Source organism: Cuspidothrix issatschenkoi CHARLIE-1 (genome assembly GCF_002934005.1).
Classification (GTDB): domain Bacteria; phylum Cyanobacteriota; class Cyanobacteriia; order Cyanobacteriales; family Nostocaceae; genus Cuspidothrix; species Cuspidothrix issatschenkoi.
Window position 1 is genome coordinate 1 of sequence record NZ_PGEM01000114.1, and the last position, 13,148, is coordinate 13,148.

Below are 13,148 nucleotides of genomic sequence, written 5' to 3' on the forward strand. Positions count from 1 at the left end.
ATTTTCGGACAGGTCTAAAGATTTGATTCTGAAAGATGTTATAACCATCCTGATGAAGTAGTCCAGGAATTTTTCAAAATGATAGATATTGGATATTCTTAAAACTTCCTTCCTTCTTCCTTCGTGTACTTCGTGTCTTCGTGGTTTAATAAAATAAGATCCCCGACTTATTTTTTAATCTTGTCAATAAAATGTAAATTGATCTAAGAAGTCGGGGATCTGGATCTTGTGGTAAAATTGGATTCAAAACCACCCACAAAACATGGCTACAAAGATCCCCGTTACCGTCATCACAGGCTTCTTAGGAAGCGGTAAAACCAGCATTATCCGTCACCTCCTCCAAAACAACCAAGGACGACGCATAGCAGTATTAGTTAACGAATTTGGCGAACTGGGGATAGATGGAGAATTATTAAAATCTTGTCAAATTTGCCCCGAAGATGAAACAGAAGCAAATCAGGAAACTAACATATTTGAACTGACAAACGGTTGTTTATGCTGCACCGTTCAAGAAGAATTTTACCCGACAATGCGGGAGTTAATTAAACGCCGCGATAGTATAGATTATATTATCATTGAAACCTCTGGTTTAGCTTTACCAAAACCTTTAGTTAAAGCCTTTCGTTGGCAAGAAATCCGCAATGCTGCTACAGTAGATGCAGTAATTACAGTAGTAGATTGTGCTGCGGTTGCTGCGGGAACATTTGCCAGTGATTTAGATGCGATCGCTGCCCAACGCCAAGAAGATGATAGTCTAGAACATGAAACACCATTACAAGAATTGTTTGAAGATCAACTTGCTTGTGCTGATTTAGTGATTTTGAATAAAACTGATTTAGTTGATAGCGAAACTCAAGCGGAAGTTTTAGAATTGGTCAAGAAAGAATTACCTAGAGTTGTGAAAATTGTTGAAAGCGATTATGGTAAATTAGACCCATCTATCTTATTAGGATTTGCTGCCGCAGTTGAAGATAATTTAGATGATCGTCCTAGTCATCATGACACAGAAGAAGACCATGATCATGATGATGAAATTAACTCAACTCACGTGATTTTAGACCGGACATTTGACCCGGAAAAGCTACAAGCAACATTAGAAAGGCTGGCACAAGAACAAGAAATATACAGAATTAAAGGTTTTGTGGCGGTTGCTAATAAATCCATGCGGTTAGTTATGCAAGGTGTGGGAAATAGATTTGATAAATTTTATGATCGTCCTTGGAAACCCGAAGAAGCAAAACAAACCAGTTTAGTTTTTATCGGTCGTGATTTACAATCTTCAGAAATAGAATCTCAATTAGTAGCTTTGTAATTATGAATATCAGCGATTTATTTAACGTTGCCAATGTTTTTGTTTTACCCTTTTGGTTGTTAATGATTTTGTTACCTAATTGGAATGTTACCCGCAAGGTAATGGAATCTTATGTACCTTTTGTAGTTTTGGCTGGGGCGTATTTGTATTTATTTGTCACTAGCATTACTCCAGAAAATGCCGCAGCATTATCAAATCCTCAATTAGCAGATATAGCCAGATTTTTTGGTAATGAAACGGCTGCTGCTACAGGTTGGATTCATTTTTTGGTAATGGATTTATTTGTAGGTAGATGGGTTTATTGGGAAGGACAAAAAACGGGAATTTGGACAATTCATTCTCTAGCGTTGTGTTTATTTGCTGGTCCAATGGGTGTCCTTTCTCATATTTTGACATCTTGGATTACTAAAGCCTTTTCTAAAGGTGGTGAAGGTGTAAAATTAACAGAAAAAGCTACTGTGAATTAAATTAATGTAAGGGTTTAGCATTACTAAACCCCTACTGAATTATGTTCTGATTAATATTAAGCTGCTATAGCTTCTCTGTATTTAGCATCTAACCAACAGCGTGGGAGTTTTTCCCCAGAAGGAAATACTAATTCGTCTTTTGTATAAATGTCTGTTTCCTGTTCTTCTTGTCCTTCTTGATCTTGGGCGTGGACAATCTTACTATTGGGATCAAATAGTTCTTGAATATCAACTATTTTGACTAAATCGCGGCTATCTTTGATTTGTAAAAACATATTGATAATCCTCCATGGTAGAAATGTGTAAAATTACCAATAGGAAAAGCATCAAGGTTAAATTTCCCGTTGATATTTTTCCAATATATCTACTAAGTTAACTTGGCATTGCACGGGTAATAAATCAACTAAGGAAAGTTCCCTTCTACCACCACCAATTTTAACTAATATAGATTCTAAAATGGCAATTACTTTTTTTTCATTGACATCATTATCGGTAATTAAGGGATACAATTTTTCAGCAACAACATGATGCAATTTGGCATCAGCTAGATAAAGATGCCATTTAGAAATATCTATGTAGATATTTTCGCCAATTTCTGCGGCTAGGTTTTCTAGTAGTTCTGATGTGTTAATTTTAGCCATCAAGATAACCTCATGAAAAAAGCAATTATCCTCATAATAGCAAAATTACTGCTGATGCCCTATTCCCCTTATCCCTTTCCCTAACATTATGACTAAATTAGCTAGGGTGAATCTACTACCAGAGGTGAGAAGATCCTAGTTTAATTTTCTGACTTTAGGTAGATTTTGGTGGTGTGGGGTCATAATTAGCGATCGCACTAATATAAATTAGATGCAGCAATAATACTCCTACCCAACCCAATGTTAACCCAGGCAGCCATTCCCAGGTAGTATTTTTCAAAATGTGGAAAAACCACAACCCAGAATTGATAGTTGCAGAAACACCCACATGAACAGCAAAATTCATGCGATCATCTAGTTTACGAAAGTCTGGATCTTTGCGATCTGGTTTGCGAGGCCAACGAGGAGGCATAAATGTAAATGTTTGTGACAGCAGTTAACGCACCTTATACATTCTAAGGTCTTTGGTGTTTACTTGCTCAAATAGAGGCAGAATTTTTGGCGTTGCTGAAACCAAGTATGAATTTAGGCGTAAAGACGTTCCGGCGGAAAGTCTCTACAATTGGAGTGGGGTATAAATCTCCCAAAAACGGCCTCCTGCGGTCTAACGTTGCACAGTTGAATCTGCATAGGTAGTTGCGGCAAATTCGCTACCTCTGGCACTAGGAACTAAAGTCCAACCAGCTTTTAAGAGTTTCTGATAAGTTGCCCAACCTTTAGAACCGCGAGGAATGCGATAATCTGGAACTGAAAATTGGGGAAAAGCTGTGTAAGGTCGCCAAGGTTGTCCAGGTGCTATTTGCAAGTGCAAAATTTTTTCATCATCGCCGCTAGACTTAGATAACCAGCACATTTGTCGAAGCATAATAAACTCCTGAATTGTTTAGCTGAAATATCAAAAAGGCACTAACTGCGGATATTTAGTAGGGTGGGGAATTGCTATAACTTCATATTTTGCAGTTTCTTAGTTATGGCTAATAGAAACTATCCAGCCTACGAAATAATCAGGATTATAGACTTTTATTTTCGCAGTCAGATCAGGGTGCAAAATATGCGTTACAATGTTTTCCATTCCCAATCTAAAATCCTAAATTGGTACGACAGATTATGATAAAATGGTGACTGTCCTTATGGTGAAGGCAGTAAAGATTATTCTTGTCAGGGAAATTATTTAGGAAGACAAACTCCTGTAAGCTGCTGTTTATTTAAGATGGGCGACTGAATAAAAACAATGGTTATGATTTTAGATGTTCTTTACTAAGTGATTATTTTTATCATGTTATCCACGGCTGCTAGAATTGTATGTATCTATAACTACGATTTTGTCAAAATTATTAGAAATTTATTGACCACCAAATTCCTTACTTCTAGTGACAGAAGTTATAACCCTTGTCAAATCAGCATTTATCAGATTTAAGTTATTGCTAAAATGGTCAACTATTACCGTTATAATTGGGAATGACTATATATTTATGTTTCTGTTCATAAAGATAAGCAAAAATTATGAATCACCCAGTTGTTTGGATCAATGGAGATTGTTTAAGTCCCCACAACCCTGCACTTGAAGAATATCCCCAAGCCCCGGCCATTTGGGTATGGGATGATGATTTAATTGCACAATGGCAAATTGGACTCAAACGCCTAACTTTTATTTATGAATGTTTACTAGAATTACCTGTGGAAATTTGCCGGGGCAATGTAGCCACAGAAGTTTTAGCTTTTGCTAAGAAACATGATGCTAATTTAGTTGTGACTACAGATAGTCCCAGTCCTAGATTTAATGATATTTGTAATCAAATTGAAAAGTCTGTAAATTTAGAAGTTTTTGCTATAGAACCATTTTTTGATTATGACGGACATATTGATTTAAAGAGGTTTTCCCGATATTGGAAAGTAGCCGAAAAATATGTTTTTGAATAAGATTCAATTGTAGAGACGAGAATCCCTATCCATAGAACGTCTTTACATAAATAGGGAATAAATGTAGTTTATTATAGTGATGGATGAAATGACAACTAAACTTAATGATGTGCAAAATCTCCTCTCAGATTTAATTGCCCGTTATGCTTCCCGTGTGGATTATTTGATGATTCGCTTGGAAGAATCCGAGGGAACAGATATAGTATTGCGTGGGGATAAAGTGGAAACTCTCACAGAGGGAATTTCCATTGGTGGCCATGTTCGCACCTGTTATAAAGGTGGATGGGGTTTAAGTAGTTTTAATAAATTATTAACAATTGAAGAGCGCATAGAAGAAGCGATCGCCGCAGCGCGGATCATTGGTGATGAAGAAACCATTCTCGCACCCATTGATCCCATTCAAGCGGTATGTAAATTACCTTTGTTGGGTACTGATCCCCGTCAGGTTGCCCTCAAACAGAAAAAAGAATTATGCGATCGCTATACAGAATTACTCAAAACAGTTGATCACCGTATTACTACCACCTCCGTTCGCTATAGTGACAGCAGCCAAAGAGTAATTATTACTACATCAGAAGGAACTTTTATAGATCAATCCTGGGTAGACATGGAAATGCGCTTTGCAGCCACAGCCAGGAATGGAGACACAGTACAAACCGGTAGAGAAACCACAGGTTCACGTAAAGCCTACGAGGATCTCACAAATTTAGATACACAGGTAAAAGGCGCGGCGGAAAGAGCAGTAGTGTCATTATCTTTACCATCAGTTAAGGGTAACACTTACACTGTAGTCATTGATCCCATTCTCAGTGGTTTATTTGTTCATGAAGCCTTTGGACACCTTTCGGAAGCTGATATGGCCTACGAAAATCCCGATATTCTAGAAGTCATGACCCTAGGCCGACGTTTTGGACCAGAAGAACTACAAATTTTTGATGGTGCAGCACCTCCAGGACATCGGGGTAGTTATTTTTACGACGATGAAGGCACACCTGCCACCAGTACCCAATTAATTAAAGATGGTGTATTAGTTGGTAGACTCCATTCCCGCGAAACCGCCGGTAAATTAGAGGAAACACCGACAGGTAACGCCAGATGTCTTAATTATCACTATTCTCCCATCGTCAGAATGACCAATACTTGGATCGAACGTGGTAAAACTCCCGTCGCGGATTTATTTACTGGTATTAAAGAAGGAGTTTATGCCCAAAACTGGTTAGGTGGAATGACTAATGGCGAAATGTTCACCTTTAGTGCAGGAGAAGCTTGGATGATTAAAAATGGTAGGCTTGCCGAACCAGTCAAGGATGTTACTCTTTCTGGTAACGTTTTCCAAACCCTAGCAGATATAGAAGCCATTGGTGATGATTTTTACTGGGATGAATCAGGAGGTTGTGGTAAAGGTGGACAAAACGGTTTACCTGTTGGTTGCGGTGGCCCCAGTCTCAGAATTCGGGATGTCGTCGTTGGGGGGGAAATTGCAGAATAATCGTCAGATTGGATAAATCTTGCAAATAAACAGATTTTTAATATCTGACGCACCCTACAACTAAATTTCAGATCTTCTACTTCTTAAAGAAGTTGGGGATCTTATTGATCACTATATAGCAGGGAATAGGGAACAGGGAACAGGGAACAGGGAACAGGGAACAGGGAACAGGGAATAGGGAATAGGGAATAGGGAATAGGGAATAGGGAATAGGGAAGAGATTTGAAAGTCATGAGAGTGTATAGTTTTTTAGGTAAATTCTGTATCTCATTCAAGTGCATACCGCTATATCTATCTGTTTTAAGAGTGATTCTAAGGTTAAGGAGTTATCTAAAACTACATCAGCACGGGCAATTTTTTCCCCTATTGGTAATTGACTATTAATTCTTGCTATTGCTTGTTCTGGTGTTAAATTATTTCGTGCTATTAATCGTTGTTGTTGCTGTTGTGGTGAACAAGATACAACCCAAATTTGATTAACTAAGCTTTGTAAATTCGCTTCAAATAATAAGGGAATTACTAAAATTAAAGTATTTGCAGATGATTCTTTAATAGCCTGATCAAAACACTTTCTAACATAGGGATGAATCAGACTTTCTACCCAATGTCTTTCTTCTGGAGAATTAAAAATAATTTCTCCTAATTTTGATCGGTTTAAATTACCATCATTTAAGATCATATCTTGACCATATTTAGCGGCAATTTGTAACAAAATTGGAGAACCAACAGATACCGCATCTCTAGCATAAATATCTGCATCTAAAATCGGTAAATTGTAAACTGTAGCTAAATAATTAGCAACCGTACTTTTACCCGTCCCAATACCACCAGTTAAACCAATTAAATTTTTAGTCATTTGTCATTTGTTACATAACAATTCAGGTGAGAAGATAAGATCCCCGACTTCTGGTGATCAATTTATCATTTATGGACATAATAAATAAAAGAAGTCGGGGATCTGGGTATCAACATCTCTTTTTCATATTCTCTGTGTACTCTGCACCTCTGCGGTTCGTTAAAAACCCTAAATATCTTTATCCTGATGATTTGCCCATTTAATGATTGCATTAGTTAACCCTTCTAAAGTATATTCTTCCGCTTCAATATCTACCCGACCAAAGACAGAATGACAGGTTTTTGAAGTTTGGGGACCAATGGAAGCAATACAAACTCTGGCTAAATTTTCCGGGTTATAAGTAAATATATGTGATGTTAATTGTGAGAAAAATTGTACTGTTTTAGAACTAGCAAAGGTAATCACATCTATAGTATTATTAACTAATGCATATTCCGCCGCCGCCGGAATACTTTGGGGACAGCAAGATTCATAGGCGGGAACTTCAATGACTTCTGCACCTTTTGCAGTTAATTCTTTAACTAAAACTTCTCTACCACCAGTTTCCACTCTGGGAAATAATATCTTTTTACCTGTGAGGGATTCGGGAAAATTTGCCACTAAAGAATCAGCGACAAAATTAGGAGGAATAAAATCCGGTTTAATATCTTGTTTTTGTAAACTTTGGGCAGTTTTTTTACCGACAACGGCAATTTTTAAATCAGTTAATGCAGTTTGATTTTGACCAGATTTTTCTAGTCTACTAAAAAAGTATTCGACACCATTTGTAGAAGTGAGAATTAGCCAATGGAAACTGGATAAATTAGCAATTGCCTGATCCAAAGCTTCCCAACTGTTAGGGGGTCCAATTTCTAAAGCTGGCATTTCTATAACATTAGCACCTAGAGAAGTTAAGCGATCGCTAAATTGATTTGATTGTCCCACAGAACGGGTAACTAAAATAGTTTTACCAGCTAAGGGAGATAGGGAAAGATCGTAATTCACAGTTGACATTTAATTGATAGCATTAATAATTGCATGAAAGCCCACATTCCCTTAAAAGGACTGACGCGAAATATCTCTCAAAACCTCATTCCTCTGTTAACTCTGTGGTTCATTTTTCACTAATTTCTGCGTAAGTCCTACTTAAATTTGTTGGGCTTGGTCTTTGTTCTACCCAACCTACAATTTTATCAGGAAATAGTTTAGATGTAATCCCGTAAGCGCACAACTTCACCAATAATGATAACAGCCGGCGAAAGAGATATACCGGAGGTTTTTTCAAGAATATTTCCCAATTCTCCCGTCCAAATTTCCTGGTGAGGTGTTCCTGCCCAACGAATAATGGCAATAGGTGTAGAATAGGATTTTCTATATTCTATCAGTTGGTGGATTATTTCTGATAAATTTTTTCCGCCCATCAAAATTACTAAAGTTTCTAAACTTGCTAATGCTTCCCAATTTAGAGTTTCTGGTTCATGGGCAGTACAAACAGCAAAACAGCGACTAATCACGTTATCAGTCAGGGGTATTCCCGCTAATAATGGGGCTGCTAAGGCCGAAGAAATACCGGGAATAACTTCAAATTCACAGCCAGCATTTTTTAATGCGACAATCTCCAAAATACAGCGCCCAAATATAAAGGGATCTCCTGATTTTAGTCTAATAACTCGTTTACCTTCTAAACAATATTTTACCAATAAATGATTAATTTCTGTTTGGGAAGTGCTGGGTTTACCTCCGCGTTTACCTACATCTATTTTTAAACAATCAGCAGGAACATAATCTAACAATTGGTTATCAACTAAAGCATCATACACTAATACTTGAGCAGTTCCTAAAAGACGATAGGCTTTAACTGTTAAATATTCCACATCTCCTGGACCAGCACCAACTAGATAAACTTTTCCCGTTGTTGTAATCATGATCAGTAATTATTTATCAATTAGAAGATGTTTCAAAAATTAATAATCTGCTGTGAATAGTCGTTCTTAGGAATTAGAACCTACCAATCTTGGACGTAGGCAGATATTCACCAAAAAAAATTACAAAAAAATTACCAAATGTCTTTCATCAATGGCTTAACCAAAAAACCAAAAATTACACATAAAATAACCACAAATAAAACTTTCAATCCTATATCTAAAGTAACCCCCACAGCTAGTAAAATTAACAAAACAATATTGAGAGCAAAACTAAAAAAAACCATTGGCATAGGAAATATAATAGGTGGTATTGGTGGTGGGCTTGGTTCAAGTAAATCCTTTATTGCCTGTGTATTTTTTGGTCTGCCATCTAGATTATATTCCATTAACCAATCAATTAAATCTTTAAAATCTTCATCAATTCCTGGAGCTTGATATCGCCATAATAATCTATTACCATTCTTTGGATCTCTTAAATTATCAGGACTAATTCCCGTTAATAAGTGAACAAAAGTACGACCTAAAGAGAAAAAATCAGCCCTATGATCAAGCCGGGTGTTTAACATTAACAAAGTTTCTTCCAAAGTTGCCCTTTGTTGTTCTGGTCCAGCATAACCAGGAGTTCCGATTTCTGTATTAGGAATATCTCGCCTTTCATACTGCTGAGTTAATTCTTTAACAATACCAAAATCAATTAAGACTAATTGACCATTTGGTTTTAACATAATATTGCTAGGTTTAATATCTCGATGAACATATTTATGACTATGAACATAATCTAAAATATCAATTAGTTCTTTTAACCATTGAATAGCTTGTTGTGTGTTGCTAATTTTTGTATTACTTTTTAACCATTCCTTTAAATCTTCACCATCAATTTTTTCCATAACTAACCCAGGTATAGTTAACACTTGGCTATGCCGATTATAAGTAATGGCGACATAACCATCTATCTTCACTTTAGGAATCCCAGGATGGCTGAATCGTTTCAATATCTCATACTCTTGTGCAAAAAGTTCCCGCACTTTCTGACGAGAATAAGCATTCTCCTTCAAAATTTTAATTACTTTATGATCATTCTCTGCTGTATCTTTTACTTCAAATGTTTTAGCAAAACCTCCAGATCCTAATTCTCTAATAACACGGTAACGATCATGGATCACATCTCCAGGTTGAATCATAACTTTCCTCTCTGTTGATTTAATAAAAAGCTGATTTATTTTGATACTTTACTTACGATTGCAGGGTAAATTGCTTACATCATAACTAATCGGTACAAACATAGCACTAAATTGGGAGCATCTAGCAGATACAGATACAGCCTTAACTATTTCATAAATCTCTTGTTCTCTATCTCCATTATCAAAGGAAATTGTTCCTGAAGCTCCTTCTTTGACTTGTAACTGAGTTAATTCCTGCTGTATCTTTAATCTTTGTGTTTTCAAATTATCATCTATATGTAGTTTTTTTAGAGCTTCTGTTAAAACTAAAGTAGCATCATAAGACATAGCAGTATTATCACTTATATCACCTGTTCCCCAAAGGTTTTGAGCCTGAATAATCACCTCCTTATTAGGACTAGTTAAACGATGCCAAGAAATAACTAGGACAAGTTTTTTGACCCTATCTATATCTATCTTTGTTAATATGTCAGTATCATAAAGAACAGAGTATCCCCCTATTGGTAATTCATCTCTATTCAAGTTAATCAGGGATAGAGCATTTGTGAAGGAATCAGAATTAACGTGACCATCAGGAATAAGAATTAGTGCCTTAGCACCTTCTCTTTTCACATCCATCAAGCTCTTTTTAGCAATGAAATTAGGACTAGATATATCTATACCTATGATATTATTAGCGCTGATATTATTAACGCGTAATTCTTGGCGAAATTCCTCAAAAGCAGATTTACTATAAGTGCTATTTGGATTATAGAAAACAGAGGCTTTCTCTCCATTAGCTAGTTGAGATAATTGCAATTTATCAATTAAAATACGATGTACAGTTTTCACAGTAGGGACAGTTCTAAAGAAAAAATTTGTTAAATACGTCTTACCGGCTAAAATAGTTTCTCTCATGGCACTAGAACCAGGAGAAATAACAACTACTTCCTTATTTTGATAAACAGGTAAAGCTGCTTTAGTGACTTCAGAAGCATAATGTCCAATGACTGCAACTACATCATCTTTAGAAAGAAGACTATTAACTAATTTAGCAACTTTCTGAGAATCATTTTCATCGTTGACAATAAGAACTTTTAAACCTAAACCGGGATTTTTTTTGTTAAATTCTTCTTGAACTTGTGCCACACCTCTCAAGAAGACTTTTGCTACTCTAATAGGAAGTGCAACAGCAATAGTATAAATTTTTCTTTTCTCCTGCATTAATTTGGCATTATTCAAGTAGATCAAAATTTCCGGGTTATTGTGATTATTTGCTCTCTCTTTTTGGAAAGAAACAACAGCGTCTTGCCATTTACCATCTTTAAAATGCTTCAATCCATTATTAAAATTGTCAAATCCTTTTTTTCCTTCTATGTTTGTTATCAGACTTTCTTCTCCACAGGAGATATTATCCTCTAACTTATAGTTTGTACACCAGTTATCTGTGATATTTATATTCGGTGGATTAAAGATAACATATACACAGAAAGCAAAAATAACTGTGAAGATTATTAAAAATAACCGTTTCATTAACCTAGAGTATTTGCGGGTTTTTCTGGGAAAGAATTTCATGTTGATTCTCCTGATAAAATTATTGATAACTTCTTTTAATTAGGACTTATGCAGGATGTGGTTGAAACCTATATTATTGCATAGGGGTAATTCATGTAGCTTGCTTCCCGAAGGGTATTACCCCTACTTTCGTTCCGTTTTGCATAAGTCCTGCTTAATATATTTTTGAATTAAAGGATTAATAACCCAAAGAATTTTATCTCCAAGTATATCATCTTTTTCAATAATGCCAACTTTCCATAAATTATTGATCGCATCACTAATTCCTCCTTGAGAGTAGTCGGGAAAATATTGATAAATTTGAAAAATGGTTTTCGGTTCTCTCTCCATTGCTAATCTCCTGATAATATTTTGCTGTAAATCAGGTAAAGAACAAATCTGGTTGTCCAATAAATCCATCAATACATTATGCAGAAACAATGTACTATCCAGAACTTTCTCAATTTTGCCATTATGTATACTTTTAATATTTTCAGAAACTAAGATTAAAGCTAAAGGATGTCCTTTGTAGTTTCTAATTAATGTATCCATCCCCGGATCTTGAAGTCCTAAATTGTGTAATAATATTCTCGCATCTTTATTATCTAAACCAAATAATGACAATTGCCTAAGATAATTTTGATTTCTGATTGAATCTAGGATCGCAGGTTTTTGTAACCCAGTAAATAACACACAACTTTGATGTTGCAAATTACCAATTTGGCTAAGTAGTTTGTTATAATTTTCCGATGATGTTGTATTCCCCATCACTCCTTCCCATTGATCAAATACTAACAAACAACGATGGTTCTTTAAATAATCAATTAGATTTAAAATTCTGGGAAATGAACTTATTTCTGAACTATGATATCCAAAGCAACTTTCCAAATGAGTTATAAATTGTTCCCAATCAGTCGAAAATTCCAGATTTTTCCAAATAACATAGTCAAAATCATCTTTAATGTTTTCTACTAACTCTCTTACTAATGCTGTTTTACCAATTCCAGTTAACCCGAAAATACCTACTAAACGAGAATCTTGTTTAATTATCCATTCATGCAACTTAGCTAGTTCTGTTTCGCGTCCATAGAAATCATTAAAATCTGGTGCTTCTCGTAAATTGATACGTGATAAGTTTCTTGTTCTTTGTTCAAATACTTGTGGTTGCTGAGATGTTAAAATTTCTTCGATAATTACCCTGCAATTTTTTTTGTGGATATATAATCCTGTAAATTGTCTCAAATTCCTCCATAATTTGGGAGCTTTTACATTACTTATATAAGATAAATCATAATTATCAATTCTGTCACTTATCATGCTATAAGATAAGCCTTGTAGAGAATATTCTAAAATTTTTTCTTCAAGGATTTCTAAATTCAAATCTATTCTTTTTTCCTGCTTTAACCAATCCTTAAATTGTCTGATAATCTCTTGAGCATCCATAGTCTAAGTCTCACTTAATCTCGTATTCTAAGTTGTATCTTAACATTGCATTGTATCTTAACTGTGTGTTCATTTTATAGAAATTACGCAAGATGTGACTAAAAGCCTGATTCTTGCGTAGAGGTGATTCATGAATTACCCCTACTTTTTTTCTCTTGTGCGTAAGTCCTGTTTTATTAACTTTATTAGGTTAATACTTAAAAAAATTAGTGATGACAATCACATGGATATCCGTGATGCTTGTTAAAGAATCAAGGAGAAAAACATGGCTACCATACAAGGCACAAATGGAAATGACTTTTTATTAGGAACATCTGCCAATGACACGTTCATTGGTGGAGCAGGTAATGATACCCTTAATGGTGGAGCGGGTATTGATATAGCAGACTATAGCCAACTTGG

General features: G+C 35.5%; 15 protein-coding genes. 5 read left to right on the plus strand and 10 right to left on the minus strand.

Annotation, left to right across the window (positions count from 1 at the left end; all coding sequences use genetic code 11):
- Positions 1-262 precede the first annotated feature (262 nt).
- Both cobW and CUN59_RS15260 read left to right on the plus strand, forming a co-directional pair.
- On the plus strand, positions 263-1,312 hold the full coding sequence (gene cobW, locus CUN59_RS15255; protein WP_104388645.1) for a cobalamin biosynthesis protein CobW: 1,050 nt from the start codon (positions 263-265) through the stop codon (positions 1,310-1,312).
- Positions 1,313-1,314: 2 nt separating this feature from the next.
- Entirely contained in the window at positions 1,315-1,779 is a 465-nt protein-coding gene (locus tag CUN59_RS15260; protein WP_104388646.1) for an ABA4-like family protein, read from the plus strand.
- Between the two features lie 56 nt (positions 1,780-1,835).
- On the opposite strand, the gene CUN59_RS15265 is transcribed toward CUN59_RS15260, so the two are convergent.
- From CUN59_RS15265 to CUN59_RS15280, 4 genes are all read right to left on the minus strand, one after another.
- Positions 1,836-2,054, minus strand: coding sequence for an acetyltransferase (locus tag CUN59_RS15265; protein ID WP_104388647.1), 219 nt, complete (start codon positions 2,052-2,054; stop codon positions 1,836-1,838).
- A gap of 57 nt (positions 2,055-2,111) precedes the next feature.
- On the minus strand, positions 2,112-2,420 hold the full coding sequence (locus tag CUN59_RS15270) for a DUF3181 family protein (protein WP_104388648.1): 309 nt from the start codon (positions 2,418-2,420) through the stop codon (positions 2,112-2,114).
- Between the two features lie 154 nt (positions 2,421-2,574).
- Positions 2,575-2,832, minus strand: coding sequence for a hypothetical protein (locus tag CUN59_RS15275; RefSeq protein ID WP_104388649.1), 258 nt, complete (start codon positions 2,830-2,832; stop codon positions 2,575-2,577).
- Between the two features lie 192 nt (positions 2,833-3,024).
- The gene (locus CUN59_RS15280) at positions 3,025-3,285 is read right to left on the minus strand and encodes a hypothetical protein (RefSeq protein WP_104388650.1); all 261 of its coding nucleotides are present in this window, start codon (positions 3,283-3,285) and stop codon (positions 3,025-3,027) included.
- Between the two features lie 638 nt (positions 3,286-3,923).
- Here CUN59_RS15280 and CUN59_RS15285 point away from each other — a divergent pair.
- Both CUN59_RS15285 and CUN59_RS15290 read left to right on the plus strand, forming a co-directional pair.
- Positions 3,924-4,340 carry a hypothetical protein gene (locus CUN59_RS15285; protein WP_104388651.1) on the plus strand — a complete coding sequence of 139 codons (417 nt, stop codon included), beginning with the start codon at positions 3,924-3,926 and terminating at the stop codon, positions 4,338-4,340.
- Between the two features lie 88 nt (positions 4,341-4,428).
- Complete coding sequence (locus CUN59_RS15290; protein WP_104388657.1) at positions 4,429-5,829, plus strand: TldD/PmbA family protein; 1,401 nt, start codon at positions 4,429-4,431, stop codon at positions 5,827-5,829.
- A gap of 271 nt (positions 5,830-6,100) precedes the next feature.
- Here CUN59_RS15290 and coaE read toward each other — a convergent pair whose 3' ends face one another.
- From coaE to CUN59_RS15320, 6 genes are all read right to left on the minus strand, one after another.
- A complete protein-coding gene (coaE, locus tag CUN59_RS15295; protein WP_104388652.1) occupies positions 6,101-6,685 on the minus strand; it encodes a dephospho-CoA kinase in 585 nt (194 codons plus the stop codon).
- Positions 6,686-6,853: 168 nt separating this feature from the next.
- Positions 6,854-7,669, minus strand: coding sequence for a uroporphyrinogen-III synthase (locus tag CUN59_RS15300; protein WP_104388658.1), 816 nt, complete (start codon positions 7,667-7,669; stop codon positions 6,854-6,856).
- Between the two features lie 200 nt (positions 7,670-7,869).
- Positions 7,870-8,589 carry a uroporphyrinogen-III C-methyltransferase gene (gene cobA / locus CUN59_RS15305; RefSeq protein WP_104388653.1) on the minus strand — a complete coding sequence of 240 codons (720 nt, stop codon included), beginning with the start codon at positions 8,587-8,589 and terminating at the stop codon, positions 7,870-7,872.
- 131 nt (positions 8,590-8,720) lie between these two features.
- A complete protein-coding gene (locus tag CUN59_RS15310) occupies positions 8,721-9,770 on the minus strand; it encodes a serine/threonine protein kinase (RefSeq protein ID WP_104388654.1) in 1,050 nt (349 codons plus the stop codon).
- A 48-nt stretch (positions 9,771-9,818) separates the two neighbouring features.
- The gene (locus CUN59_RS15315) at positions 9,819-11,282 is read right to left on the minus strand and encodes an ABC transporter substrate-binding protein (protein ID WP_165790211.1); all 1,464 of its coding nucleotides are present in this window, start codon (positions 11,280-11,282) and stop codon (positions 9,819-9,821) included.
- 165 nt (positions 11,283-11,447) lie between these two features.
- A complete protein-coding gene (locus tag CUN59_RS15320) occupies positions 11,448-12,746 on the minus strand; it encodes a helix-turn-helix domain-containing protein (RefSeq protein ID WP_104388656.1) in 1,299 nt (432 codons plus the stop codon).
- Between the two features lie 265 nt (positions 12,747-13,011).
- Here CUN59_RS15320 and CUN59_RS22490 point away from each other — a divergent pair.
- Positions 13,012-13,148 (plus strand): hypothetical protein (locus CUN59_RS22490; RefSeq protein WP_207765430.1); only part of this gene is annotated, 137 nt, incomplete at its 3' end.